25 protein-coding genes are annotated in these 25,353 nt (G+C 61.0%); 22 read left to right on the top strand and 3 right to left on the bottom strand.

The annotated features are described in order from the left end of the window. The first annotated feature begins 11 nt into the window (after positions 1-11). From tagF to V8N38_RS15305, 22 genes are all read left to right on the top strand, one after another. The gene (gene tagF / locus V8N38_RS15200; RefSeq protein WP_060420743.1) at positions 12-731 is read left to right on the top strand and encodes a type VI secretion system-associated protein TagF; all 720 of its coding nucleotides are present in this window, start codon (positions 12-14) and stop codon (positions 729-731) included. 23 nt (positions 732-754) lie between these two features. Beyond that, positions 755-1,786 carry a type VI secretion system protein TssA gene (tssA, locus tag V8N38_RS15205; RefSeq protein WP_060420740.1) on the top strand — a complete coding sequence of 344 codons (1,032 nt, stop codon included), beginning with the start codon at positions 755-757 and terminating at the stop codon, positions 1,784-1,786. A 121-nt stretch (positions 1,787-1,907) separates the two neighbouring features. Next, positions 1,908-2,444 (top strand): type VI secretion system contractile sheath small subunit, encoded by a 537-nt coding sequence (gene tssB / locus V8N38_RS15210; RefSeq protein ID WP_047730442.1) that lies wholly within the window; start codon positions 1,908-1,910, stop codon positions 2,442-2,444. A gap of 3 nt (positions 2,445-2,447) precedes the next feature. Continuing rightward, positions 2,448-3,953, top strand: a complete 1,506-nt coding sequence (gene tssC / locus V8N38_RS15215; RefSeq protein WP_019452990.1) for a type VI secretion system contractile sheath large subunit — start codon at positions 2,448-2,450, stop codon at positions 3,951-3,953. Between the two features lie 67 nt (positions 3,954-4,020). After that, a complete protein-coding gene (locus tag V8N38_RS15220; RefSeq protein ID WP_060420734.1) occupies positions 4,021-4,404 on the top strand; it encodes a Rap1a/Tai family immunity protein in 384 nt (127 codons plus the stop codon). After that, complete coding sequence (locus V8N38_RS15225; RefSeq protein ID WP_033653618.1) at positions 4,401-4,892, top strand: T6SS effector amidase Tae4 family protein; 492 nt, start codon at positions 4,401-4,403, stop codon at positions 4,890-4,892. The genes V8N38_RS15220 and V8N38_RS15225 overlap by 4 nt, the downstream gene beginning before the upstream one ends. A 26-nt stretch (positions 4,893-4,918) precedes the next feature. Beyond that, a complete protein-coding gene (locus V8N38_RS15230) occupies positions 4,919-5,347 on the top strand; it encodes a T6SS amidase immunity protein Tai4 family protein (RefSeq protein WP_147840039.1) in 429 nt (142 codons plus the stop codon). Between the two features lie 195 nt (positions 5,348-5,542). Further along, the gene (locus tag V8N38_RS15235; protein ID WP_038876771.1) at positions 5,543-6,025 is read left to right on the top strand and encodes an Hcp family type VI secretion system effector; all 483 of its coding nucleotides are present in this window, start codon (positions 5,543-5,545) and stop codon (positions 6,023-6,025) included. Between the two features lie 60 nt (positions 6,026-6,085). Continuing rightward, positions 6,086-6,571 (top strand): type VI secretion system amidase effector protein Tae4, encoded by a 486-nt coding sequence (locus V8N38_RS15240; RefSeq protein WP_071796739.1) that lies wholly within the window; start codon positions 6,086-6,088, stop codon positions 6,569-6,571. Next, on the top strand, positions 6,568-6,927 hold the full coding sequence (locus V8N38_RS15245; RefSeq protein ID WP_147839800.1) for a T6SS amidase immunity protein Tai4 family protein: 360 nt from the start codon (positions 6,568-6,570) through the stop codon (positions 6,925-6,927). The genes V8N38_RS15240 and V8N38_RS15245 overlap by 4 nt, the downstream gene beginning before the upstream one ends. Before the next feature lie 152 nt (positions 6,928-7,079). Beyond that, on the top strand, positions 7,080-7,538 hold the full coding sequence (locus tag V8N38_RS15250) for a T6SS amidase immunity protein Tai4 family protein (protein WP_147839799.1): 459 nt from the start codon (positions 7,080-7,082) through the stop codon (positions 7,536-7,538). 18 nt (positions 7,539-7,556) lie between these two features. Then, entirely contained in the window at positions 7,557-7,904 is a 348-nt protein-coding gene (locus V8N38_RS15255) for a T6SS amidase immunity protein Tai4 family protein (RefSeq protein ID WP_371935063.1), read from the top strand. 243 nt (positions 7,905-8,147) lie between these two features. Further along, on the top strand, positions 8,148-9,884 hold the full coding sequence (gene tagH, locus V8N38_RS15260) for a type VI secretion system-associated FHA domain protein TagH (RefSeq protein ID WP_147839797.1): 1,737 nt from the start codon (positions 8,148-8,150) through the stop codon (positions 9,882-9,884). Further along, positions 9,884-10,657: a PP2C family protein-serine/threonine phosphatase gene (locus tag V8N38_RS15265; RefSeq protein WP_015378289.1), complete on the top strand. Its 774-nt coding sequence runs from the start codon at positions 9,884-9,886 to the stop codon at positions 10,655-10,657. The genes tagH and V8N38_RS15265 overlap by 1 nt, the downstream gene beginning before the upstream one ends. Positions 10,658-10,685: 28 nt before the next feature. After that, positions 10,686-11,672: a type VI secretion system-associated protein gene (locus V8N38_RS15270; RefSeq protein WP_147839796.1), complete on the top strand. Its 987-nt coding sequence runs from the start codon at positions 10,686-10,688 to the stop codon at positions 11,670-11,672. 15 nt (positions 11,673-11,687) lie between these two features. Next, on the top strand, positions 11,688-12,509 hold the full coding sequence (locus V8N38_RS15275; RefSeq protein ID WP_265342350.1) for a type VI secretion system accessory protein TagJ: 822 nt from the start codon (positions 11,688-11,690) through the stop codon (positions 12,507-12,509). A gap of 2 nt (positions 12,510-12,511) precedes the next feature. Beyond that, positions 12,512-13,087 (top strand): type VI secretion system baseplate subunit TssE, encoded by a 576-nt coding sequence (locus tag V8N38_RS15280; RefSeq protein WP_038876749.1) that lies wholly within the window; start codon positions 12,512-12,514, stop codon positions 13,085-13,087. A 4-nt stretch (positions 13,088-13,091) separates the two neighbouring features. Beyond that, positions 13,092-14,978: a type VI secretion system baseplate subunit TssF gene (gene tssF, locus V8N38_RS15285; RefSeq protein ID WP_060420717.1), complete on the top strand. Its 1,887-nt coding sequence runs from the start codon at positions 13,092-13,094 to the stop codon at positions 14,976-14,978. Next, complete coding sequence (tssG, locus tag V8N38_RS15290; protein ID WP_048234377.1) at positions 14,975-16,045, top strand: type VI secretion system baseplate subunit TssG; 1,071 nt, start codon at positions 14,975-14,977, stop codon at positions 16,043-16,045. The genes tssF and tssG overlap by 4 nt, the downstream gene beginning before the upstream one ends. A gap of 56 nt (positions 16,046-16,101) precedes the next feature. Next, entirely contained in the window at positions 16,102-18,756 is a 2,655-nt protein-coding gene (tssH, locus tag V8N38_RS15295) for a type VI secretion system ATPase TssH (protein ID WP_070914627.1), read from the top strand. Positions 18,757-18,805: 49 nt separating this feature from the next. Beyond that, positions 18,806-20,251: a serine/threonine protein kinase gene (locus V8N38_RS15300; RefSeq protein ID WP_147839795.1), complete on the top strand. Its 1,446-nt coding sequence runs from the start codon at positions 18,806-18,808 to the stop codon at positions 20,249-20,251. Positions 20,252-20,394: 143 nt separating this feature from the next. Beyond that, entirely contained in the window at positions 20,395-22,323 is a 1,929-nt protein-coding gene (locus V8N38_RS15305; RefSeq protein ID WP_141959563.1) for a type VI secretion system Vgr family protein, read from the top strand. 197 nt (positions 22,324-22,520) lie between these two features. Here the strand turns inward: V8N38_RS15305 and sbmC are convergent, their stop codons facing one another. The 3 genes from sbmC to rclA form a co-directional block, all read right to left on the bottom strand. Further along, positions 22,521-22,988: a DNA gyrase inhibitor SbmC gene (gene sbmC, locus V8N38_RS15310; RefSeq protein WP_060420699.1), complete on the bottom strand. Its 468-nt coding sequence runs from the start codon at positions 22,986-22,988 to the stop codon at positions 22,521-22,523. Between the two features lie 23 nt (positions 22,989-23,011). Further along, positions 23,012-23,854: a tryptophan 2,3-dioxygenase gene (gene kynA, locus V8N38_RS15315; RefSeq protein WP_025303311.1), complete on the bottom strand. Its 843-nt coding sequence runs from the start codon at positions 23,852-23,854 to the stop codon at positions 23,012-23,014. 147 nt (positions 23,855-24,001) lie between these two features. After that, entirely contained in the window at positions 24,002-25,339 is a 1,338-nt protein-coding gene (gene rclA / locus V8N38_RS15320) for a reactive chlorine resistance oxidoreductase RclA (RefSeq protein WP_060439697.1), read from the bottom strand. Positions 25,340-25,353: the final 14 nt, after the last annotated feature.

The following is a 25,353-nucleotide window of genomic DNA, read 5'->3' on the forward strand; positions in this document are numbered from 1 at the left end:
AGGACATGATCATGAGCACTGATTCAAGCGCCCCGACGAGCCTCGGCTGGTACGGAAAACTTCCTTCCGCCGGCGATTTTCTGCAGCGCCGCCTGCCCGATCCGGTGGTCAACAACTGGGCCCACTGGTTCCATAACGGGCTGGTGAATTTGCAGCGCGATGCGCAGGGGCCAAACGGCCACCCGTTCAGCAACGCACCGGTGTGGAACTTCGTGATCCCCGCCACGCTCGGCAGCCCGTACGTGCAGATGGGCTGCCTGTTGCCGGCGCGCGATCGCGTCGGGCGGCGCTACCCGATCTGCGCGCTGCGCCTGTTCAGCCTGCAAGAATGGCGCCCGCAACAACTGAACATGGCGGCGAGCTGGTACCAGCAGCTCGGCCATACCCTGCTGAACGGCGTGCGCAACGGCTTCTCCGCCGAACAGATCGACCGCACGCTGCAGGCAATCCCGGCGCTGCCCAGCCCACCGGCGGAAACGGATTCCGAGATATTGTCGATTATCGGTTTTCAGCATCCGGACGTGCCGGGTCTCGGCTGGCAACAGGCCGCCGACTGTTTCGATCCGGCGCAGTACACCAGCTTCTGGTGGACCAATCAGGCCGACGGACACCCGCTCTACACCCACGTGCACAGCGGCAACCTCACCGTGCAGCTGTTTTCACTGCTGTTCGAGCCCAACGGCTGGGCACGCCCCGGCCGCGGCGGCCAGTACCCGCAAATGTTTGATTAACATCGTTCGTTGAAGGAAATTCTATGGCTATCGACACCGATACCCTGCTGGCCCCGGTTGACGCGGACAATCCCTGCGGCGACAACCTGGAATACGACGCCGACTTTCTGGCAATGGCGCGCGCCGCCACCGGCAAGGCCGAACAGCAGTTCGGCAGCACCATCATTCCGGAAGAAGCGCCGGATTGGGTGCAGGTCGAACGCCTCGCGACCTCGCTGCTGGCGCGCACCAAAGACCTGCGCGTCATGCTGTATCTCACCCGCGCCTGGACCCAGCTGCGCGGGTTGCCGGGCTACGCCGACGGGCTGACGCTGATCCACCAGTCGATACTCCGTTACTGGGATGCTCTGCAACCGGCATTGGAGTTCGACGGCGAAGCCGACCCGCTGTTTCGCATCAATGCGTTGGCCGACCTCGGCGACAAAGCCGCGCTGGCCGCCAGCGTGCGCACCGCACCGCTGCTGAAAAGCGCCGCCGGTGAAATCTCGCTGCGCGATGCCGGCGCCCTGCTCGACGGCAGCAAGCAAGAGTGCCCCAACTTTCCCGGCGGCCGCGCACGGCTGCAGGATGAGCTGGCGCAGCAGGGCCGCCCCGAAGGCGCACTGGTGACGCACATCGCCCACACCCTGGGCGCCATTCGCAGTGAAGTGACCCGCCATCTGGGGGAAAGCGCCCTGCCGGAAATGGGCGCGCTGACCAAGGTATTTTCTCTGGTGGCGCTCGCCGGCCAGAGCGATGCCCCGGCCGCCGCCGAACCCGACGCCCCGCCGGAAACCGCCGCCCAGCAACAACCGGCTGCGATGCAAAACGCCACGGCACCGCTGAACTGGCGCAGCGCGCAGATCCAGTCGCGCGACGACGCCCAGCTGATGCTGGACAAGGTGAAAAACTATTTTCGTCTTCATGAGCCGAGCCACCCGGCGCCGCTGATGATCGATCGGGTCCAGCGGCTGATTACGTTGGACTTTATGCAAATCGTCCGCGATTTGGCGCCCGATGGGCTTAACCAACTGGAGACCATTCTCGGTCGCCCCGACCACGAGGAGAACAGCTAGCCGCCGACCTTTGTTCTCTTGACGCATCCGATACCGTCTGCCCCGGCGCAGACCCGAATCAGAACCTGACTCTCCCAGCCGGACGAGGCGCGTTCCCAATCGCCATTAGATGGAGTAAATCATGTCAAACTCGAAATCCCGCAGCGGGCAGAAATTCATCGCCCGCAACCGCGCGCCGCGCGTACAGATTGAATACGATGTCGAAATTTATGGCGCAGAGCGCAAAATCCAGCTGCCGTTCGTGATGGGCGTGATGGCGGATCTGGTGGGGAAAGCGGTCGATCCGCAAGCCAGCGTGGAAGAACGCAAGTTCATGGAGATCGACGTCGACAACTTCGACGAGCGCATGAAATCGCTGAAGCCGCGCGTCGCTTATCAGGTCGATAACACCCTGACCGGCGAAGGCAAGCTGAACATCGATCTGACCTTCGAAAGCATGGAAGACTTCTCCCCTGCCGCTATCGCCCGCAAGGTCGACTCGCTGGGCAATCTGCTGGACGCCCGCACCCAGCTTTCCAACCTGCTGTCTTATATGGACGGTAAGAACGGCGCCGAAGAGCTGATCTCCAAGATCCTGCAAAACCCGGCGCTGCTGCAATCCCTGACCGACGCGCCGAAGCCGGCGGTTAACGACGACAACAACGAGCGTGAGGATTAATCGATGAGCAACTCGCCTCAGCAACAAAATGCGTTGCAGACCACCGAGACTTTTTCCAGCGATGAATTCAGCGCGCTGCTGAACAAAGAGTTCCGGCCGAAGACCGATCAGGCCAAAGAAGCGGTCGAGAACGCGGTGAAAACCCTGGCGCAACAGGCGCTGGAAAACACCGTCACCGTTTCTTCCGACGCCTACCGCACCATCCAGGCGCTGATCGCGGAAATCGACGAAAAGCTGTCGCAGCAGATCAACCAGATCATTCACCACGACGACTTCCAGAAGCTGGAAGGCGCCTGGCACGGCCTGCATTATCTGGTCAACAACTCCGAAACCGACGAGATGCTGAAGATCCGCTTTATGAGCATTTCCAAACAGGAGCTGGGCCGCACGCTGAAGCGCTATAAAGGCGTGGGCTGGGACCAGAGCCCGATCTTCAAGAAAGTCTACGAAGAAGAGTATGGCCAGTTCGGCGGCGAGCCGTTCGGCTGCCTGGTGGGCGACTACTACTTCGATCACAGCCCGCAGGACGTGGAGCTGCTGGGCGAAATGGCCAAGATCGGCGCCGCCTCGCATTGCCCGTTCATCGCCGGCACCGCGCCGAGCGTGATGCAGATGGAGTCCTGGCAGGAGCTGTCCAACCCGCGCGATCTGACCAAGATTTTCCAGAACACCGAGTACGCCGCCTGGCGCAGCCTGCGCGAGTCGGAAGACGCGCGCTACCTGGGCCTGGTGATGCCGCGTTTCCTGGCGCGCCTGCCCTACGGCATCCGCACCAACCCGGTGGACGAGTTTGACTTTGAAGAAGAAACCGACGGCGCGACCCACGGCAATTACACCTGGACCAACGCCGCCTACGCCATGGCCGCCAACATCAACCGTTCGTTCAAAGAGTTCGGCTGGTGCACCGCCATTCGCGGGGTGGAATCCGGCGGCGCGGTGGAAAACCTGCCGTGCCACACCTTCCCGAGCGACGACGGCGGCGTGGACATGAAGTGCCCGACCGAGATCGCCATCAGCGATCGACGCGAAGCCGAGCTGGCCAAAAACGGCTTTATGCCGCTGGTGCACCGCAAAAACTCCGACTTCGCCGCCTTTATCGGCGCGCAGTCGCTGCAGAAGCCGGCGGAATACTACGATGCCGACGCCTCCGCCAACGCCCAGCTTTCCGCGCGCCTGCCGTACTTGTTCGCCTGCTGCCGCTTCGCGCACTACCTGAAGTGCATCGTGCGCGACAAAATTGGCTCCTTCCGCGAGCGCGACGACATGGAACGCTGGCTGAACGACTGGATCATGAACTACGTGGACGGCGATCCGGCCAACTCCTCGCAGGAAACCAAGTCGCGCAAACCGCTGGCTGCGGCGGAAGTGCAGGTGGAAGAGATCGAAGACAACCCGGGCTATTACAGCGCCAAGTTCTTCCTGCGCCCGCACTACCAGCTGGAAGGCCTGACCGTCTCCCTGCGCCTGGTGTCGAAGCTGCCTTCGCTGAAGCAAAACGACGCGTCCTGATGGACTGAAGTCAGGCCGCGATAGTGCGGCCTGGCTGATACATCAACCTCATCACAGGGAAAGAAAGATGAAGACAAAACGGTTTTATCTGGCATCGCTGTTGGCTGTCGTCTGCTCGCTCTCCGCCGCGCCGCCAGCTTTCGCAGAGCAGGCATCGATAGCGCATTTGACGTCCGATGATGTCAATCTGCCAGGCAGCGACTTTTTCCGTTTCTATCGCAGTGCAGATAAACAGGAAAAAGAGAAAGCGCGGATTTATTTGCTGGGCGTGCTGGACGCGACGGAAGGAAAAAGCTGGTGCCAATACAGCCAGCTACAAACTGTCACTCTGCAGGAGTTTGTGTTCGAATTCTTTAATAAACTTCCCGCTGCGCGCCTACACGAAAGGGCTGCCCCCCTGATTGAAGAGGCTCTGGCGACTCGCTTCCCCTGCAAAGGAGGCAAAGCATGAAACCTTTATATCGTCAGCTAAAAAGCAGCCATTACTCCTCTGATTACTCTAGCCCGGGATATTTGGCAGCAGAAGCCGTTTACGCCGAGATTGGTTATGAGCTTGATACGCTTCTAAAGCAAAACCCTGGTTATGCCAATACCTGTGCCGTCCGCATGAGCCTGGCGCTGTTGAAAGCCGGCATCAGCTTCAAAGGCCGTCTGCCAATCAAAAAAGGCGCCTATAAGGGTAAAACGATTGAGCCTGGAGCCAAACTGCTGGCCGATCAGTTGCATCGCTCCAGTAGTTTTGGCAAAGCCAACATTTTCTTTAATGCTCCAGATGCAGAGAAGGGTATCGGCAATAAAAAAGGCGTCGTGTTCTTCAATAAAATAACCAACTATGATGGCGGACACATTGATCTTATCGAACCAGAAAACTCGCTATTGACCTGCCATTCCCATTGCTATTTTAACTGCAAAGAAGTCTGGTTTTGGGAATTAAGCTAGTGTTCCATCGGCTGACCAGTAAAAGCATGAGGTTTGGTTTAACTGCATGCTTGCTTATCGCCTCATTAAGGTTGCAAGCAGCGCCGAATCAGGATCCTGTGGCATTTATCAAACAGATGCCTTATCACCAGGTCGTAAAAGAACTGGCATTGTCTCGCTGCCTGGCACAGGTCTCCGATTCGGATAAGGCATTCTCTCTTGATGCAGCCAGAATGGCGAATGCGATGAGAGAATGGATGCCATTCGACATCGAATCAGGTGATGAGAAAATCAATGTTCTCATCGGAAAATATAAATCCAGAATCAATGAGTTTCACAGTGAAACTAAAGACAAGAGTCAAGGCGTCACCTTGAACTGTCTGCGGTTGTACCATAGTTCTGAATTGGACAAGCTTTCCCGACAGCTCATTGCAGGCAATCCAGATCGCACGTGGAATCAAGATAACGCGAAATAATTAAGCATTGAGCCATTAGCACTTAATAGTGGCTCGGTAACCCGTACCGATAGTTTTCGGTATTTAAGAAGGTGCATGGCACAAGGATATAAATTGGTAATGCATTACCACACTTGCAATTCCTGCTGCTATTACCTGAGTTTTTCAACGTAACGTTAATACTACTGTTAACCCTTAATAAAGAGTGAAGAAACTATGGCTATTGATATGTTCCTGAAAGTTGAAGGTGCCAGCGGCGAATCCAAAGATTCGAATCACAAAGGCTGGACCGACATTACTTCTTTCTCCTGGGGCGCTTCTCAACCGGGCAATATGGGCGTTGGCGGCGGCGGTGGCGCCGGCAAAGTGTGCTTCAACGATCTGCACGTCAACGCGCTGATCGACAAGTCAACCCCGGCCTTGCTGAAACACTGCTCAAGCGGCAAACACCTGACCAAGATTGAGCTGTCGGTTTGTAAGGCGGGTGGTAGCCAGGTTGAATACGCAAAAATCACCCTGGAAGACGTGCTGGTCACCGCCGTGCAGTACACCGGCGCAGGCGGCGAAGATACCGTGGGCGTCACCTACTCCTTCCAGGCGGCGAAAGTGAAACAGCAATACTGGGAGCAGAGCGACAAAGGCGGCAAAGGCGCCGAAAGCAGCGCAGGTTGGAACATCAAAGAAAACCGCGAAGCTTAATCTGCATGCCCCCCCGGTTACGGCCGGGGGGGCATAACATGGATACAATGGAGAGTCAGGATGAAAAAACCTCTATTTGGGCCCGCATGGATTCGTTTTTCTGAAGTCAATATCAATGTAAAAAAAGTGGGTGCATTGATTGGTGGAAAAGTAGAAAGCAATATTGAAAACGGTATTTTTGAAAATGCTTGTCCTATACGAATGAGCTATGTACTCAACTATACAGGCATACCAATTCCCTCTAACTCCGGTTATGCGACCGTGTCTGGTAAAGATAAAAAATGGTATCTTTATCGTGTTAACGATATGATTCTCTTTTTAGAAAAGAACTTCGGCAAGCCTGATATCACGGTGAAATCCCCTACCCCAGCTAAATTTTCAGGTAAAAAAGGGATAATGGTTATACAAGGAAATGGCTGGCGAAATGCCAGAGGACATGTCACATTATGGAACGGTGACATTTGCTCTGACTCTTGTCATTTCATGGGGGATCCTGAGAATGGTTCTTTTGTTCCTGAAGTCGCATCACTTTGGATATTAAAATGAAGACTACCCACATCGCCCTTGCTCTTCTTCTCGTTTCTCCTATGCTGCTGGCGGAAGATATAAAAATAGAAAACTTACCTCAAAGCGAAATTTATGAAAATTGGCTGATTAGCCGCTGCATTGGGAAGTCTACTGACTCAGAAAAAACCAAGCAAGATGCTTTCCGTTCCGCTTCCGCCTATTTAGAATTCAGCAAACTCCCCATGGATGCATTCGAACAAGGCGAAAAACTGGCTGAACAGTACGCAAATAAAAATAGTCAAGGCTCAGTTAAAGGAAGTTATCATACTTTAGATTGCCTTTCGCTTCAGAGTTCCAGTGAGGCTAAAGCCATCTTCAAACGTTACTCTAATTAATATTGTAGGTTGCAACTTTATAAAACCATCAACTTAAGCAAATTAGAGTTTTATTAATTATTTTCACTGGGTATTAGCCATCAAGCATTGAGATACTCATGCGTTGGTTATCTATTACTCTGCACAAACCATACGGATTTTGGAGTGTTGAGATGAAAAGAATCCTTATCTCCTTTTTTTGTCTATATGCCACTTGCGCTATAGCGCAGAAAAATCAAGAAGAGTCGATTGAAAAGTGGCCGCCGCAAGCAGCATACAGAAGCTATTTGCAAAACTACAAGGATATTGCTCTAACCTACTGCATTTCCGTCGCTTATAAGACATCACCAGAAGCCAGCAAAGATGCAATTGCCTCATCGAATGGAATCGATGCTTGGTCATACTATGCAATTCGTGATGAAGAATCCCCTATCATTGCACTGACAAAGCAGTACTTGCAAAAGAATTACAATGCTAAGGACGGAAAAAGCCGCTTAGACTTAATGAAGTGCATGGATATGTACCATAGTGAAGATCTTGACAAACTTGCGAAAGACTATGTACAGCGCCCTAATGATAATTGGGTGAAAGACAATCCGGTTAGAGTGAATGAAAAACCGTCTCGGAAATAACCAGTGAAAAGAATCTTACTGGCTGTGGCCATAGCCGTAACGTTGAACGCTAATGCAGCAACAAAAATTGACTATTCCCCTGCCGAGTACCTCAAAAACTACGCGCTTAGCGTTTGTATCGCCGAGGGGTACTCAGCAAAAGAAGTCAAAAACGATGCCGCCGCTGCCGCCAGGGGTTACATGGAGTTCGGCGATTATTCTCTGGAAGCGCATACCGCTGTCAGGGCGCTGGCAAAAGAATTTCTGGCAAAGCACTATGACAGCATGTCTGGGGAGCCGATGACGATGGCAAAGTGCATCGATCTTGTACATAGCCAAGCGTTGCAAGCCATCATCAAGAAGTACCAAGGGAAAGACGACAACTGATATCAGAATTAGTTATGAGAGAGCCGTTACCCTTGAGATGTTCAACGGAATTTCATTTCACCTTCTTATTCCATAATTATTTCAATTAATAACAAAAGCATTTCGTAAAATTAAGACTACAACAAGCCTTAGTGAACGAGTTAAGAAACAACTTAACGGCTTGCCAAAATATCCGCCAATTTTGGCAAGCCAAAGATCGAATCATTAATTATTGCACTACCTCCTAATCAGCAGGAATGCCTTATGCGATTTTCCATTGTAAAAAATAAAAGCGGCCAGGTTCCGCCGCAGAGCAGTTGCGATTTTCTGCCGCCGGGCGGCACCATCGGCCGCAGCGTGGACAACAACCTGGTGCTGCCGGACGAAGAGCGCGCCATTTCCCGCCTGCAGGCGATCGTGCATATTTCCGCTGACGGCGAATGCCGCATCACCAACCGCGGCAACGTTACCCGCGTGCTGCTGAACGACATTCCGCTGGAACGTGGCCGCCAGGTTGAACTGCAGGACGGCGACATGCTCGGCATCGACGATTACCAGATTGAAGTCAGCGCGCTGCAACAGCACGCCGCGCCACAGGCTCAACCGGTGGCCAAGGCCGCCGCCGTTGCCGCTGCTGCGGCCCCAACAGCCGCCGCCAAAGAAAAATCCGCCGCGCCAATCCCCAACGAAATCTGGGACAGCCTGGTGGAAGAATTTACCCCGAATGCGCCGGCCGCCGTCACGCCGCCGCCGGTCGCCAATCCCGGCAACCACCCGCTGCTGGATACCCCCGCTCGCGAGCTGAACCCGGCCGATCCGCTGGCACAGCTGGCGGGCGATGTCGATCTGCGCCAGCTGCAGCAGCAGCAAACCGATCCGGCGGCGCTGTTCAACACCGACACCACCTTTGAGCGCGAACACATCCTGGCCGATACCACCCCCAGCGCGCTGCTGGCGGAACAGGCTGCGCCAGCGCGGCCGGCAACCCCGGCTCAGAATGCGCAGCAACCGGAGCAAGAGCTGGATCCGCTGGCGCTGTTCGGCGGTTCATCCGCTCCCGCGTCGCCCGAGACGCTAAACAGCAACGATCCGCTGGGGCTGCTGATGGGCGGCGCCGTGCCGCTGGCTCAGCCGGATGAGCCGGTACAGCCGCCCGCGCCGCCGTCTCCGCCTCCGATCGCCGCACAACCGCAAGCGCCACGCCCAGAGCCGACGCCACCACCCGTGCAGACGCCTGAGCCACAGCCCCAACCCGTGCCGCAGTTCAACCAGCAGGAACCGCCTGCGCAGCCGCCGCGCCCGCGCCAGGGCAACCGCCTGGGCATCGATCCGGTCGCCTACCAGTCCGCTCAGCGGCAGCACGCCGCCGCGCCGAATGGCGACACCTTAGAGGGGCCGCTGCTGACGGCGCTGTTGCAAGGCATCGGCCTCGACGATCTGCAGCCGCAGCCGCACTTCGACGAACGGCAGATCCGCCAGGCCGGCCGCCTGCTGAGCCTGTTCTCGCAAGGCACCGTCGCCCTGCTTTCATCCCGCTCGATCCTCAAGCGCGGCGTGAAGGCCGAGATGACCATGATCCTCGACGAGGCCAACAACCCGTTCAAGCTGCTGCCTTCGGGCAAAACGGTGCTGATGCAGATGTTCGGCAGCCAGATGCCGGGCTTTATGCCGCCGGAGCAGGCGGTGCGCGATGCGCTGATCGACCTGCAGGCGCACCAGCTGGGGATGATCGCCGGCATCCGCGCCATCATCGCCGCCATGCTGCAGTCGTTCAACCCGGAGCGCCTCGAAGAGGAAGCGCGCAAGGAAGGCGTGGCGCCGCGTCTGTCGCTGCCCGCCAACCGCAAGGCTGCGCTGTGGGACTACTTCGTGAAGAACTATCAGCAAACCTCCGGCGAGATCGAGGACGATTTCCACACCCTGTTCGGCGAAGCCTTCCTGCACGCCTATGACGTTGAAGTGAATCAATACAAAGACTCACAGACCAAACCGGACGCGTAATGAATATCACCATAGCCTCTACCTCCAACCAGGGCGGCCGCGCCTCCAACCAGGATCAGACCGGCGAGGTGCTCGGCAACCGCGCCGCCTGCTTCGTGGTGTGCGACGGCATCGCCGGCTTTCCGGGCGGCGATATCGCCGCCAAACTGGCGCGCGACACTATTTTGCAAAACTTCGACGGCGAAAAGCACCTGAACGCCCAAAGCATTCGCCAGCACATTACGCGCGCCAACGCCGCCATCCACCAGCAACAGCGACAGTCGGACGAATACAGCAAGATGGGCACCACGCTGGTCAGCCTGTTTATCGATCGCGATTACCAGTTGGCCTACTGGGCGCACGCCGGCGACAGTCGCCTGTACCTGTTCCGCCGCGGCTACCTGCATGCCGTCACCACCGACCACAGCCTGATCCAGCAGATGCAGGACGCCGGCTATCAGACCAACGGCATCAACAGCAACCTGCTGTATTTCGCGCTGGGGCTGAACGAAGAGCGCGACGCCACCTACAGCGACGTGCTGCAGCTGGAAGACGGCGACGTTTTCCTGCTGTGCACCGACGGCTTCTGGCACAGCTTCAGCCAGGCCGAACTGGAACAGTCGCTGCACATGGTCAACTCCCCCAGCGAGTGGATCGCCCTGATGCAGCAGGCATGGAAGAAAAACAATAACAGCGATAACTACAGCGCTATCGCCGTCTGGATTGGCTCACCGCAGGAAACCACCCTGCTGCATTCGCTGGCGGATGCGGAACGGTTTCTGAGCCGCGACTGAGCAGCGCACATTCACAGCAAGGTTCACTATGAAATATTGGATGCCGGGGCTCGTCGCCCTGATGGCGGTACCGACCGCGCAGGCGATGAACTATCGCCTGGTTTACTCCCCCAGCCAGAAGCTGGAAGTGTTTATCGATGACGTCAAAAACAGCAATCCCGAAAGCTGGTGCGGCAAGAGCATCCCGCTACGCATCGTCTCGGCGCAAAGCCAAGACCCGGCGGTGCTGAACGACTTTCTGCCGCGCGTCGGCAATCTGTTGGAAAAACAGTGCCCGAAAGCCGGCCACCTGCCCTGGACGCTGACCGACAAGCGCGGTGAAAAGCTGGCCAGCGGCGAAGCCGCCAAAGCGCGCGGCTGGAAACCGGTGGTCAAACAGGAGGCCGTCGAGCAGCCGGAAAGCCCGCCGCAGCCGGCGATCCCTGCGGCGGTAGCCGTGACCTCTCCGCAGGCGGACACCGCGCCGCCTCAGCGTTTCAACCTGCCGCAGGGCTGCCACTTCCGCACCTTCTGGCATGACGACGCCAACGGCGGCGCGCTGTTCATTCCCGCCGGCGACGCGCTGCGCTGCGGCGAGGACGGCTGGCTGCAGGGCAGCGGCGCAGTCACGCTGCAACAGGGCGGCCAAACCCTCTCGCCGACGTTGTGGTTCCTGCAGGGCTATCCGCTGGCGCAGCTCAACGGCGGCGATCGCGCGCTGACCGTCGTCAGCGCCAACGCCCAACGGCTGGTTCTGGGCGGTAACCCGCAGGCGCCGGGCAGCTTCCTGCTGCTGAGCTTCGAACCGAAGCTGCACGCCTGGGCGTTCAACGGCGAAGCGATCGTTGAAATGCCGCGCGTCGATGCCGCCGACGAGAACAAGGTCAAACAGCGCCTGCAGCAGGCGCAAACCGCCTGGCAACCGCTGCTGAGCGCCCCCGCTCCGCTGACCTTCAAGCTGGTGGAAAAGCTGGCCGCAGACCGGGTCGATCCCGCCAGCGGCAGCTACCTGTCGGTTAACGGCGCCACTCACTGATCATAAGGAAAGCCTGTGAAATCATTAGCAAGCATGCTGCAAGGCCAGTCGATCGGCGCGGCCATCACCGCCGTCGAAAACGAGATCAAGGGAAAACCGGCGGATGCCGACCTGCGCGCCGCGCTGGTGCAACTGCTGTGCCTGAGCGGCAACTGGATGCGCGCCAACGCGCAGCTGAAATCCTGGCAGGCGCTGAAACCAATCGCCCAACCGACCACGCTGCTGCTGATGCAGTCGGTCAACGCCGAGCTGCAACGCCAGGCGGTGTTCGCCGGCACGGCCGCGCCGGCGCTGCTGCGGCAGGATCAGCCCTGGCTGAAACTGATGGTGCAGGCGCTGCATCAGGATGCGCAAGGCGCAGCCGAACAGGCCCAGGCGCTGCGTGACGAAGCGCTGGAGGCCGCCCCGGCCGGCGCCGGGCGGTTAACGCTGGCCGAAGGCGACCAAGAACGGCAGCTGAGTTTCGACTGGCTGACCGACGGTGACGGCCGCCTCGGGCCGGTGTGCGAGCTGGCGCTGAACGGCGTTTACTACTGGCTGCCGTTTGCCGGCATCGCCGCGATCCAGTTCCAGGCGCCGCAGAGCGCCATCGATTTGGTGTGGAGCCATGCGCTGGTGCGCCTCACCGACGGCCGCGAACAGGTGTGCCAACTGCCCGCCCGTTATCCGCTGGCCGAAGGCAGCGACGACGCGCTGCTGCTCGGCAAACGCACCGAATGGCAACCGCTGGGCGACGGCACCCACTATGCGGGGCAGGGCCTGAAGACCTGGCTCAGCGAAAGCGACGAATTCCCGCTGCACAGCCTGCGGCAGCTGAGCTTCGACGCGAGCGCCTGAACATGAACGATAAGCGCCCACCCCACTACGACGGCGGCGATCTGCGCCGCCAGGGCTATCGCTATCGTCAGGACAGCGAGCGCCTGACGTCGCGCGACAAAATGCAGCCGGTGCTGCTCGACATGCTGACCGACGACGAACCGCAGAAAAAGCAGGAAGCACAGGTGCGCAACCTGGTGTCGCACAGCGAGCTGCGCCGCCGGGTGCTGCGCGATCTGCAGTGGCTGTTCAACTGCGTCAACAGCGAGTCCAATCTGGATCTCGGCGACTTTCCGCAGGTGCGGCGCTCCACCCTGAATTACGGCATCGCCTCGCTGGCGGGCAAGCGCATGTCGGATATCGAATGGCTCGACATTCAGCGCGCGCTGACCGAATCCATTCTCCATTTCGAACCGCGCATTTTGCCCGAGGGGCTGCAGGTGCGCTGCATCTCGGACACCGGCTCGCTGGAGCTGCACAACGTGCTGTCGATCGAAATCAAGGGCCGCCTGTGGTGCGTGCCCTATCCGCTGGAGTTTCTGTTCCGTACCGACGTGGATCTGGAAAACGGCCACTTCGATCTGAAAGACATAGGGTAAGGCGATGGACAGTAAACTTTTAGACTATTACAACCGCGAGCTGGCCTATCTGCGTGAGATGGGCGCCGAGTTCGCCGAACAGTACCCGAAGGTCGCGGGCCGTCTCGGCATGCGCGGCATCGACGTGGCGGATCCCTATATCGAGCGCCTGATGGAGGGCTTCGCCTTCCTCACCTCGCGCGTGCAGCTGAAAATGGACGCCGAGTTCCCGCGCTTTTCTCAGCGCTTGCTGGAGATCATCTACCCCAATTACCTGTCGCCGACGCCGTCGATGGCGATCGCCGAGCTGCAGCCGGACAGCAGCAAAGGCGACATCAGCAACGGCTTCGTGGTGCCGCGCGGCACCATGATGGACAGCCAGACGCTGAAGAAAAGCGGCATCACCTGCAGCTACACCACCGCCCATGACGTCACGCTGCAGCCGGTGCGCATCGCCGGCGTCGAGCTGGGCGGCATTCCGGCCGATATCCCGCTGGCCTCGCTGGGGCTGCAGCACAGCGGCTGCGTCAGCGCGCTGCGCATTCGTCTCGAGTGCTACGAAAGCGTGACGCTCAACAACCTGCAGCTGGACCAGCTGATGTTTTACCTGGCCGGGCCGGACATGCAGGCGCAGCAGCTGCTGGAACTGCTGATGCAGCACAGCGTCGGGCTTGTCTGCCAAACGGTGGAGGCGCAGCCACAGCGGCGCGCGCTGGCGCTGGACGGGCTGCGGCAGGAGGGCTTCGCCGCCGAACAGGCGCTGCTGCCCAACGACCTGCGCAACTTCGAAGGCTACCGGCTGCTGCAGGAGTACTTCGCCTTCCCGACGCGCTTCCAGTTCTTCAGCGTCAACGGCCTGCGCCCGCTGCTGCAAAGCGTGCGCGAAGGGAAAAAGGCGCTGCGCCAGTTCGAGATCGTGGTGCTGCTGGATCGGCACGACGCCGCGCTGGAACGGGTGGTCGACGCCGCCCATTTGGCGCTGCACTGCACGCCGGTGATCAACCTGTTTCCGAAGGTCGCCGAACGCATCGCGATCAACGAAAAAAACCACGAATACCATCTGGTGGTCGACAATATCCGGCCGCTGGATTACGAAGTATTCTCGGTGCAGCGGCTCGGCGGCAGCGCCAGCGAAAAACGCTACGAGCAAGAGTTTCGGCCGTTTTACAGCACCCTGAGCGCGGACGACGGCAACTATGGCGCCTACTTCTCGCTGCGGCGCGAACAGCGCACGCTGTCGGAGCACGCCCGCCGCTACGGCACCCGCACCGGCTATGCCGGTTCGGAAGTGTTCGTGTCGCTGGTGGACGAGCGGCAATCGCCGTGGCACAGCGATCTGAAATACCTCACCGCCGACGTGCTGTGCACCAGCCGCGACCTGCCGTTGATGCTGCTGCAACAGGATCAGGGCAACTTCGTGATGCCCGACTCGATCCCGATCAAGCAGGTCTCGCTGCGCAAAGGCCCCACTCCGCCGCGCCCGGCGCTGGCCGAAGGCATGATCACCTGGCGGCTGATCAGCCAGCTGCAGCTGAACTACCTCAGCATGATGGACGGCGATCCGGAACAGGGCGCCGCCAGCCTGCGCCAGCTGATGGGGCTGTACGGCAACCTGAGCGAACCGGCGATCGCCAAACAGATCCAGGGCGTGCGCCACTGCAACCTGCGGCCGGTCTATCGGCGAGTGCCGGAGCCGGGCCCCATCGTGTTCGCACGCGGCATCGCCATCGATCTGACGGTCGATGAGCAGGCGTTCTCCGGCAACAGCCCTTACCTGCTCGGCAGCGTGCTGGAGCGCCTGTTCTCGCGCCTGGTGGCGATGAACACCTTCACCGAGATGACGCTCTCCAGCCAGCAGCGCGGCGAAATCGCCCACTGGCAGGCGCGCATGGGCAAAAGGACGCTGATATGAGCGCGGAGATGATTGCCACCGAACTGGCGCCGCCGCAGATCAACGCGCTGTATCGCCTGCCGGACGACTTCTGGCCGCGGCTGCGCAGCGCGCCTTACAAGCACGATCTGTTTCAGCTGCTGCGCCGTATCGACGCCCAGGGCGGCCAACCCTACCTGCTGGGGCGCGCGCCGCTGCCGCGTCACGAGATGCTGCGCCTGGGCCAGGAGCCGTCGCTGTCGTTCGCGCCCTCCACGCTGGCGCAGGTGGCGCCGCGCGCCAACAGCCCGCTGCACGACGTCTCGATCTTCAGCTTCGGCCTGTTCGGCCCCAACGGGCCGCTGCCGCTGCACCTGACCGAATACGTGCGCGAACGGGTGTACCACCATCAGGACACCACCCTGCTGGCGTTCACCAATCTGTTCCATCACCGGCTGACGCTGCTGTTTTACCGCGCCTGGGCCGACGCGCAGCCGACGGTGTCGCTGGATCGCCCGGACAACCGGCGCTTCGACGAATACCTGTCGAGTCTGATCGGCATCGGCCAGCCGGCGCAGCAGGAACGCGACAGCATCAACGCCCACGCCAAACATTTTATGGCCGGTCATCTGATTCGCCACAGCCGCGATCCGGAAGGCCTGAGCAAGATTTTGCAGCAGTATTTCAAGGTGCCGGTGCGCATCGTCGAAAACGTGCCGCACTGGCTGCGGGTGGAACCGCGCGAGCAGGCGCGGCTCAAGGCCGGGCGCGGTGCGCCGCGGCTCGGCGAGTCGGCCTTTCTCGGCATCGCGGTGCGCGATATTCAGCACAAATTCCGCATCGAGCTGGGGCCGATGCCGCAGCGGGACTATGACCGCTTCCTGCCCGGCGCCGACCTGTGCCGGCAGCTGCGCGACTGGGTGCGCCAATACCTGGGCATCGAGTTCGTCTGGGAAGTCCGTCTGATCCTGGCAAAGGAACAGGCGCACGGCCTCCAGCTCGGCGGCGCGCAACGATTGGGCCTGAGCAGCTGGCTGGCCGACGATCGGCGGCAACGCGATCTCGACGATCTGATCTTCAGCCCTGAACCGCTGGAAAATCCGTTCTGACCCTATTTCGGCCGGCGCCCTGCGGCGCCAGGCCACTCTGAGACCTGAGGAAAACCATGTCTGAAATCAGCCGCTCGGTATTATTTGGCAAACTGGATAGCCTGTTATTCACCTCTCTGGAAAGTGCGACGGCGTTTTGCAAGCTGCGCGGTAACCCCTACGTCGAACTGGCGCACTGGCTGCATCAGCTGATGCAATCGCCGGACGGCGATCTGCAGCAGATCGTCCGCCACTTCGCGCTGGACGAGGCGCAGCTGGCGCGCGACATCGTCGAGGCGCTCGATCGCCTGCCGCGCGGCGCCAGCGCCATCTCCGATCTGTCCGAGCACATCGACAGCGCGGTAGAACGCGCCTGGGTCTATGGCTCATTGAAATTCGGCGCAGCACGCATTCGCGGCGGCCACCTGCTGCTCGGCATCCTGAAAACCTACAGCCTGCGCCATCTGCTGAAGGCCATTTCCCCGCAGTTCGAGCGCATCAACGCCGATCTGTTGATGGAGCAGTTCGCCGCCATCACCGCTCACTCGGCGGAAAACGCCCAGGATGCGCCGGCGGAAAGCAGCGCCGAGAACGTATCCGGCGCGCCGCGCAGCGGTGAAAGCGTGCTGGCGCAGTATGCTCAGGACCTGACCGCCAAAGCGCGCAACGGCGAGATCGATCCGGTGGCCGGCCGCGACGAAGAGATCCGGCAAATCATCGATATCCTGATGCGCCGCCGCCAGAACAACCCGCTGCTGACCGGCGAGGCCGGTGTCGGGAAAACCGCGGTGGTGGAGGGCCTGGCGCTGCGCATCGTGGCCGGCGACGTGCCGCCGCAGCTGCGCGACGTGAAGCTGTGCCTGCTGGACATCGGCATGCTGCAGGCCGGCGCCGGCGTCAAAGGCGAGTTTGAAAAACGGCTGCAGGCGGTGATCGACGAAGTGCAGTCCAGCCCGACGCCGATCATCCTGTTTATCGACGAAATTCACACCCTGATCGGCGCCGGCGGCGCCCAGGGCACCGGCGACGCCGCCAACCTGCTGAAACCGGCGCTGGCGCGCGGCCAGCTGCGCACCCTCGGTGCCACCACCTGGTCGGAATACAAGAAATACATCGAGAAGGATCCGGCGCTCACCCGCCGTTTCCAGGTGGTGCAGGTACACGAGCCAAGCGAAGACAAGGCGCTGCTGATGCTGCGCAGCACCGTCAGCCCGCTGGAGCAACACCACCGCGTGCTGTTGCTGGATGAAGCGGTAGACGCCGCGGTGCGGCTGTCGCATCGCTATATTCCGGCCCGCCAGCTGCCGGACAAGGCGGTGGCGCTGCTGGATACCGCCTGCGCGCGCGTGGCGGTCAGCCAACACGCCGAGCCTGCCCAGGTCGAAGACTGCCGCCACCGCATCGATGCGCTGCAGATAGAGTTGGATATCGCCCGCCGCGAGGCCAAGGTGGGCATCGGCGATCCCCTGCGCCCGCAGGAGATTGAAGCCCAGCTGACCGCGCTGCGCCAAGAGTTGGAACAGTTGACCGACCGCTGGCAGCAGGAGCTGGCGCTGATCCAAGAGATCATCACACTGCGCGCCCAGCTGCACCGGCAGGAAGAAGAGTCTACTGAAGAAGAGACGCAGGCACGCCCTGACGCCGACGCGCTGCGCGCCCAGCTGGGCGAACTGCAGCAGCAGCTGAGCGCGCTGCAGGGCGAGGCGCCGCTGATCTTCGCCGCGGTCGACGCCAACGTCGTGGCGGCGGTAGTGGCCGACTGGACCGGCATCCCGCTGGGCCGCATGGTGAAAAACGAGATTGAGGCGGTGCTGCAACTCTCCGACACCCTGAACCAGCGCGTGATAGGCCAACGCCATGCGCTGGATCTGATCGCCCGCCGGGTGCGCACCTCACGGGCGCGGCTGGACGATCCGAACAAGCCGGTCGGGGTGTTCCTGCTGGCCGGGCCGTCCGGCGTCGGCAAGACCGAAACCGCGCTGGCGCTGGCGGAAACCCTGTACGGCGGCGAGCAGAACGTCATCACCATCAACATGAGCGAATTCCAGGAGTCGCACACCGTTTCGACGCTGAAAGGCGCGCCTCCCGGCTATGTCGGCTACGGCGAAGGCGGCGTGCTGACCGAGGCGGTGCGCCGCCGCCCATACAGCGTGGTGCTGTTGGACGAAATCGAGAAGGCGCACCCGGACGTGCATGAAATCTTCTTCCAGGTGTTCGACAAGGGCTGGATGGAGGACGGCGAAGGCCGCCATATCGATTTCCGCAACACCATCATCATCCTGACCTCCAACGTCGGCACCGAGCTGATCGCCGGGCTGTGCAGCGATCCGGAGCTGCTACCGGAGCCGGAAGCGCTGAGCGGCGCGCTGCGCCAGCCGCTGCTGTCGGTGTTCCCGGCCGCCTTGCTCGGCCGCCTGCTGGTGGTGCCGTATTACCCGCTGACCGACGCCACGCTGGGCAACATCGTGCGCCTGCAGCTGGGGCGCATCCAGCGTCGCCTGGCGGAGAATCACGACATCGTCTGCACCTTCGACGACGCGGTCATCGAGCAGATCGTCAGCCGCTGCACCGAGGTGGAGTCCGGCGGCCGCATGGTCGACGCCATCCTGACCAACACCCTGCTGCCGCAGATCAGCCACACCCTGCTGACCGGCAGCGCCAACGACCAGCGCTATCGCCAGCTGCATATCGCGCTGCAGAACCACGAATTCATTTGTCAATTTCAGGCATAACGCCGCGGCCGCCGAGACGGCGGCCCTTTGAACACAGAGAGTCATCACTATGTCGGGAACCGGGATAACCAAACCGAATTCGAACAGCCTGCCGAGCGGCTATCGGTTCAACGAATTCGAGATCCAGGAAGCGATCGGCGAAGGCGGCTTCGGCATCGTCTACCGCGCCTACGATCACCAACTGGAACGCACCATCGCCATCAAAGAATACATGCCGACCTCGCTGGCGAAACGCAACGACGATCTCAGCATCGGGCTGCGCGGCGAGCGCTTCGGCAAAACCTTCCAGGCCGGGCTGAACAGCTTTATTCAGGAGGCGCGCCTGCTGGCCCGCTTCTCGCACCCCGGCCTGCTGCACGTGCTGCGCTTCTGGGAAGAGAACGGCACCGCCTACATGGGCACCCAGTTCTACAGCGGCACCACGCTGAAGAACCTGCAGGCGCAGCAGCCGGAGAAAATCGACGAGGCGTGGATCCGTCGGCTGCTGCCGCCGCTGTTCAGCGCCATCAACACCATCCATCAGGAAGGTTACCTGCACCGCGACATCTCGCTGGATAACATCCAAATTCAGGAGAGCCAGCTGCCGGTGCTGCTGGACTTCGGGTCGGCGCGCAAAGAGATCGGCAACCTGTCGGACGAAACGGAGATCATGCTGAAGCCGGGCTTCGCACCGATCGAGCAGTACACCGAGAACAGCGACGGCGAACAGGGACCCTGGACCGATATCTACGCGCTGGGCGCCGTGCTGCACACGCTGATCGTCGGTTCGCCGCCGCCGGTCAGCGTGGTGCGCAGCATCGAAGACAGCTATCAGCCGCTAGCCGAGCGTCGCCCCGCCGGTTACTCGCCGGAGCTGTTGCGCACCGTCGACCGCGCGCTGGCGCTGAAGCCGGAAGACCGCCCGCAGACCATCGATGAAATGGCCGAGCTGTTGCATCTGCCGATCGCCGATGAAAACGAAATCATCAGCACGCCGGCCGCCGCGCCGGAGAACCTGCTGGTCGCCGCCAACCCGGCCGCTGCAGCCGCAGCCGCCGGCGCCGTTACCGCGCGCAGCACCCGATTCTCGCGGCCGATGATGGCCGGCGCCGGCGTCGCGGCACTGCTGGTGATCGGCACCGTCGCCTGGCTGAGCGGCGGCAAGGACGATACCCAGGCCGTAGCGCAAAATACCGAGGCGTCACCGGCGCAGAAAACCCTGACGGAGCAGCCGAGCGCGCCGCAAACCGCGCCATCTGCGCCGGTGGAACCAGAAAAGGCGGCGCCGCCACCGCAGCCGGTGGCGCTGGTGTACTTCAAACTGCAGCCGGGCGAACAGGTCAGCCTCGACGGCAAGCCGCAGCAGGTAACGCCGGGTGAAAACGGCTTCGCCAGCCTGAATCTGGCGCCGGGCCGTTATCAGCTGGAGATCCGCCACAACGATCGGCTCCGCCGGCAGCAACTCAGTATCGACACCGCCGGCACCTGGCTGGTCAATCCGGCCACCGCCGGTTAATTCCGTTCTGAAGCCCCGCCGCGGCGGGGTTTCACCTATTTCATGAGACTGACGCACCGCTGCCCACCCTCATTGGCCGCGCGGCAAGGCCGCTGCAACGCTGGGGTAAGCAGAACACGACGTCAATCACAGAGGACGTTCTCATGTTGGATCGCATTATTGCGCACACGCCGCTGGGCCAGGAGCAGCTGCTGTTCCGCTCACTGGACGGCATCGAAGCGCTTTCCACCCCTTTCGACTTCTCTATTGAATTGCTGAGCACCGACGCGCGGCTCGATCGCAAAGCGCTGCTCGGCCAACCGCTGACGCTGGAGATCCCGACTCAGGGCTTTCTCAGCGCCCCGCGCTACCTGAACGGCAAGATCACCGCCATCGCCGTCAGCAGCGAAGAGATCGGCGGCACCCGCTACGCGGTGTATAGCCTGCACGTGCAGCCGGATCTGTGGCCGATGACCAAGGATCGCAACTTCCGCATCTTCCAGGAACAGACGGTGCCGCAGATCGTCAAGACCCTGTTGGCGGAGCACAACGTGCAGCTGGAAGATCAGCTGACCGGCGACTATCGCCTGTGGGGCTACTGCGTGCAGTACAACGAAAGCAGCTTCAACTTCATCAGCCGCCTGATGGAGCTGGAGGGCATCTATTACTATTTCAAACACGAGATGGGCAAACACACGCTGGTGCTCGGGGATGCGCCCCACCACCACCAGCCCTATCCCGGCTACGAGATGATCCCCTATCACCTGACGCCGTCCGGTGGCAGCACCAGCGAGGAAGGCATCAGCCAGTGGACGTTGTCCGATCGCGTCACGCCGGGCATCTACAGCCTGGACGACTACGATTTCCGCAAGCCGAACGCCTGGCTGTTCCAGGCGCGGCAAAACCCGGTCTCGCCGACGCCGGGGCAGATTGACGTCTACGACTGGCCGGGCCGCTACACCGAGCATCAGCAGGGGGAGTTCTACGCCCGCGTGCGCCAGGAAGCCTGGCAGGCCGAACATCAGCAGATCCGGGGCACCGCCACCGCGCTGGGCATCGCTCCCGGCAGCACCTTTACGCTGTATAACGCCCCGCACGCCGACGACAATCGCGAGTACCTGACGCTGCAGGCCAACTACCATCTGAAAGAGAACCGCTATGCCAGCGGCGACGATCAAAGCAGCGAACACCGTATCGACTTCGTCGTGCTGCCGGCGGACGTGCCCTGGCACCCGCCGCAGCAGGCCACCTGGCCGAAAACCCACGGGCCGCAGACCGCCCGAGTGGTCGGCCCGGCCGGCGAATCAATTTGGACCGACAAATACGGCCGCATCAAGGTGAAATTCCACTGGGACCGCTTCGGGCCGAAGGACGACGGCAGCTCTTGCTGGGTGCGCGTCTCCAGCGCCTGGGCCGGTCAGGGCTACGGCGGCGTGCAGATCCCGCGCGTCAACGACGAAGTGGTGGTGGACTTTATCAACGGCGATCCGGATCGGCCGATCGTTACCGGGCGCGTTTATAACGAAGCCAGCATGCCGCCGTGGGCGCTGCCGGCCGCCGCCACCCAGATGGGCTTTATGAGCCGCACCAAGGACGGCACCGCCGACAACGCCAACGCCCTGCGCTTCGAAGACAAGGCCGGCGCCGAACAGGTGTGGATCCAGGCGGAACGCAACATGGACACCCAGGTCAAAAACGATGAGAGCCACACCATCGATAACGACCACACCCACCTGGTGGGCGGCAACCAGATCAAACGGGTGGTGCTCAATCAGGCCACCGGCGTCAAAGGCGATGCCTCCGCGCTGACCGGCAAAACCCGCAGCGACGCCGTGGTTAACGCCTTTACCCTCGGCTCCGGCGAATCGCTGCGGCTGGAATGCGGCGAAAGCGCGATCGAGCTGCTGGCGAACGGCCAAATCAACATCACCGGCACCAGCTTCAATATCACGGTGAAAGAGGACGGAGAGATCAATACCGGCGGCCAGCTGGATCTCAACCAGCCCGGCGGCGCCGCTCGCACCGCCGCACCGGGCGGCGGCCATCAGGCGGCGATCCAGAGCGCCGTCGATCAGCTGTTCCCTAAAGAGTAGCCAAGTGGTACGCCGGGAAAGCCGGTTAACGCAGCCTCTCGGGCGGAGGCAGCGGCGCCGGCTAAACCGGCTGCCGCTGTAACCCCTTTTGGCAACGAGGTGAATGAGCTGGCGGCAAAGTCACCGACGTTGAGCCAAAACAACGGGCTGAATCTGTACCGTTCATCGATTCAGCCTTTCTGCGCATCACCCCACCCTCACCACTTCTTCACCGTCTGGTAAATATCGAGGTCGAAATAGCCGTCGGCTTCGCAGTCGTTGAGATAGTGTTCGTAGCTCACCCCCTCAACCGGCTGGTAGCCGCTGGCCGGCAGCAGCTTCTGATAGAACTCGCCCCACACCCGCTCGAAGTCGCCATCGCTGATGCGCACGTGGTAAACCGCATACTGCCCGGCGGGCAGCGTCTGCACGGTCACGCCCTCGCTGCCCGCCGGCAGCGCAAAATCGTCCGCCACGCTTATCACTACGTCGGCACGCAGCTTTTCCGGCGCCACTTCCGCCGGATCGTCCCAATACAGTACCAGCCATTTGCCGAACGGCACGCCGTGGCGCTGCCGCCATGCCAGCAGTTGCTGCGAGCCCTGCGGGATCGTCTGCGGATACGGCCCCACGACTCTGACCCCCACCACCTTCTCCGCCGCCTTATCGATAATCCTCACGCTCATCGCCCTTATCCTCCCACATTATTTCAGGCGCCAATTTCGGTGCGCACGTCCAGCAACTCGGGGAAAAAGGTCAGGTCCAACGCCTTTTTCAGGAAGCTGACGCCGCTGGAACCGCCGGTGCCCGACTTAAAGCCGATGATCCGCTCCACCGTTTTCATATGGCGGAAGCGCCACAGGTGGAAGCTCTCTTCGATATCCACCAGCTTCTCCGCCATTTCATAGGCTTCCCAGTAGGTTTGCGGGTTGTCGTAGATCACTTTGAACGCCGGCAGCAGATCCGGGTTGCGCTGGTAGGGCTGCGTCCAGTCGCGCTCGAGGCACTCCTGCGGGATCGGCAGGCCGTGGCGCGCCAGGTACAGCAAGTATTCGTCGTACAGGCTCGGCGCTTCGAGGATCGCCTTCAGCGCCGCGTGTTTTTCCGCATCGCTGCTGAACACCGCCAGCATCGCCGCATTCTTGTTGCCGAGCAGGAACTCGATCGAGCGGTATTGATGCGACTGGAAGCCCGACGAGCTGCCCAGCACGTCGCGAAACTCGACGTATTCCGACGGCGTCAGCGTTTCCAGCACCGCCCACTGTTCGAACAGCAGCCGCTGGATCTGTTTGACGCGCGCAAGGATTTTGAAGCAGTGGCTGAGTTTGTCCTGCTGCACCAGCCGCACCGCCGCTTGCAGCTCGTGCAGCATCAGCTTCATCCACAGTTCGGAGGTTTGGTGCTGTATCACGAACAGCATTTCGTCATGATGCGGCGGGTTGGAGAGCGGGTGCTGGCAGTCCAGCAGCGAGTCCAGGCACAGGTAGTCGCCGTAGCTCATGCGTTTGGAAAAATCGGTGACAATCGCGCTTTCTAATTCCCGTTTGTTCATCTGTGATCTCCGTTGCGCCCAGCGCCCCATCGGCCTGGAACGTGCCGCAAAGAGAAAACAATAGTACAGAACCCGCCGCCCCGAAGGGCGATAAACGAGAGGTGCTTCGCAGATCTCACTCATCTGCGCCGCCCCTCTCGCCCCGCTTTACCCTATCAACCCAAACAGATCGTTGAGCGACTCGCTCATGGTCGGATGGGTAAACAGCTGATCGCGCAGCCGGGTATAGGGCAGCCCGGCGTCCATCGCCGTTTTGACGATGTTGATCATCTCGTGGGCATCGCGGCACAGCAGCGCCACGCCGAGGATCTGGCCGGTCTGCGCATCGACCACCGCCTTCAGCAGGCCGCGCGTGTCGCCCAACACGCGGGCGCGCGGGATCGCCGCCGCCGGCAGCGTGGCGACCTTAATGTCGCGCCCCTGCTGCCGGGCCTGATCTTCGCTGAGGCCGATGCGCGAGAAGCTGGGTGTGATGAACACCGAGTAAGGCACTGCGCCGCGATCGGCCGTGCTGCGTTTACCCGCGCCGAACAGGCTGTCGCGCACAATGCGGAAATCGTCCAGCGAGATATAGGTAAACTGCGGCCCGCCGTTGACGTCCCCCAGCGCCCAGATATGCGGCACGCTGCTGCGCAGCTGCGCATCCACCCGCACGGCCCCACGCTCATCCGTCTCAACGCCGGCGCGCGCCAGCTGCAAACCGGCGGTGTTCGGCACGCGCCCGGCCGCCACCAGCAGCGCATCGAACGACTGCACGCCGCCCTGATGCACCACCTCAACGCCCCCTTCCACATCGCGCACCTGCTTCACGCCGGCGTTAAACGTGAAGCTCACCCCGGCGTCGCTCAGGATTTGCTGTATCGCCTGCGCCATATCGCGGTCTTCCCGGCCGAGCAACGCGCCCGCCTCTTCGAATACCGTTACGGCGCTGCCGAACTGCGCGAACATCGAAGCGAACTCCAGCCCGATATAACCGCCGCCGATAATGCCCAACCGCGCGGGCCGCTGCGTCAACTGCAGCAGGCCGGTGCTGTCGTAACTCCGCTGCGAACGATCCAACCCGTCGATCGCCGGCCAGCGGCTGACGGCCCCGGTGTTGATGAAGATGCGCTCGCCGCTCAGCACCTGCGTTCCCGCCGCACCCTGCACGCTGATGCGGTGCGGATCGATAAACTCCGCCCGTCCGTCGATCACCGTGACCGGTTCAAGCCCCGCCAGGTTTTGGTAGTTTTTCTCCCGCAGCAGACCGGTCACCTGCCGCTTGCGCGCCATCGCCTGGCTGAACGCCTGTTCGCCCGGCCCGTGAAGCTCGGCATCGTGCACCAGCGTTTTGGTCGGGATGCAGCCGATGTTGATGCAGGTGCCGCCATACATCTGCGCCGACGCCTCCACCATCGCCACGCGCCATCCCTGCCCGGCCAGAAAGGCCGCCAGCGTTTTGCCGGCCTTGCCAAAACCGATGATAATCGCCTGATAATCGTACATTGTGTCGCCTCGTC

The organism is Serratia nevei, from assembly GCF_037948395.1.
GTDB lineage: Bacteria > Pseudomonadota > Gammaproteobacteria > Enterobacterales > Enterobacteriaceae > Serratia > Serratia nevei.

Excerpts from the sequence above, each read along its gene's own strand:
- tagF (WP_060420743.1), top strand. The coding sequence starts at position 12 with ATGAGCACTGATTCAAGCGCCCCGACGAGCCTCGGCTGGTACGGAAAA.
- tssA (WP_060420740.1), top strand. The coding sequence starts at position 755 with ATGGCTATCGACACCGATACCCTGCTGGCCCCGGTTGACGCGGACAAT.
- tssB (WP_047730442.1), top strand. The coding sequence starts at position 1,908 with ATGTCAAACTCGAAATCCCGCAGCGGGCAGAAATTCATCGCCCGCAAC.
- tssC (WP_019452990.1), top strand. The coding sequence starts at position 2,448 with ATGAGCAACTCGCCTCAGCAACAAAATGCGTTGCAGACCACCGAGACT.
- V8N38_RS15220 (WP_060420734.1), top strand. The coding sequence starts at position 4,021 with ATGAAGACAAAACGGTTTTATCTGGCATCGCTGTTGGCTGTCGTCTGC.
- V8N38_RS15225 (WP_033653618.1), top strand. The coding sequence starts at position 4,401 with ATGAAACCTTTATATCGTCAGCTAAAAAGCAGCCATTACTCCTCTGAT.
- V8N38_RS15230 (WP_147840039.1), top strand. The coding sequence starts at position 4,919 with ATGAGGTTTGGTTTAACTGCATGCTTGCTTATCGCCTCATTAAGGTTG.
- V8N38_RS15235 (WP_038876771.1), top strand. The coding sequence starts at position 5,543 with ATGGCTATTGATATGTTCCTGAAAGTTGAAGGTGCCAGCGGCGAATCC.
- V8N38_RS15240 (WP_071796739.1), top strand. The coding sequence starts at position 6,086 with ATGAAAAAACCTCTATTTGGGCCCGCATGGATTCGTTTTTCTGAAGTC.
- V8N38_RS15245 (WP_147839800.1), top strand. The coding sequence starts at position 6,568 with ATGAAGACTACCCACATCGCCCTTGCTCTTCTTCTCGTTTCTCCTATG.
- V8N38_RS15250 (WP_147839799.1), top strand. The coding sequence starts at position 7,080 with ATGAAAAGAATCCTTATCTCCTTTTTTTGTCTATATGCCACTTGCGCT.
- tagH (WP_147839797.1), top strand. The coding sequence starts at position 8,148 with ATGCGATTTTCCATTGTAAAAAATAAAAGCGGCCAGGTTCCGCCGCAG.
- V8N38_RS15265 (WP_015378289.1), top strand. The coding sequence starts at position 9,884 with ATGAATATCACCATAGCCTCTACCTCCAACCAGGGCGGCCGCGCCTCC.
- V8N38_RS15270 (WP_147839796.1), top strand. The coding sequence starts at position 10,686 with ATGAAATATTGGATGCCGGGGCTCGTCGCCCTGATGGCGGTACCGACC.
- V8N38_RS15280 (WP_038876749.1), top strand. The coding sequence starts at position 12,512 with ATGAACGATAAGCGCCCACCCCACTACGACGGCGGCGATCTGCGCCGC.
- tssF (WP_060420717.1), top strand. The coding sequence starts at position 13,092 with ATGGACAGTAAACTTTTAGACTATTACAACCGCGAGCTGGCCTATCTG.
- tssG (WP_048234377.1), top strand. The coding sequence starts at position 14,975 with ATGAGCGCGGAGATGATTGCCACCGAACTGGCGCCGCCGCAGATCAAC.
- tssH (WP_070914627.1), top strand. The coding sequence starts at position 16,102 with ATGTCTGAAATCAGCCGCTCGGTATTATTTGGCAAACTGGATAGCCTG.
- V8N38_RS15300 (WP_147839795.1), top strand. The coding sequence starts at position 18,806 with ATGTCGGGAACCGGGATAACCAAACCGAATTCGAACAGCCTGCCGAGC.
- V8N38_RS15305 (WP_141959563.1), top strand. The coding sequence starts at position 20,395 with ATGTTGGATCGCATTATTGCGCACACGCCGCTGGGCCAGGAGCAGCTG.
- sbmC (WP_060420699.1), bottom strand. The coding sequence starts at position 22,988 with ATGAGCGTGAGGATTATCGATAAGGCGGCGGAGAAGGTGGTGGGGGTC.
- kynA (WP_025303311.1), bottom strand. The coding sequence starts at position 23,854 with ATGAACAAACGGGAATTAGAAAGCGCGATTGTCACCGATTTTTCCAAA.
- rclA (WP_060439697.1), bottom strand. The coding sequence starts at position 25,339 with ATGTACGATTATCAGGCGATTATCATCGGTTTTGGCAAGGCCGGCAAA.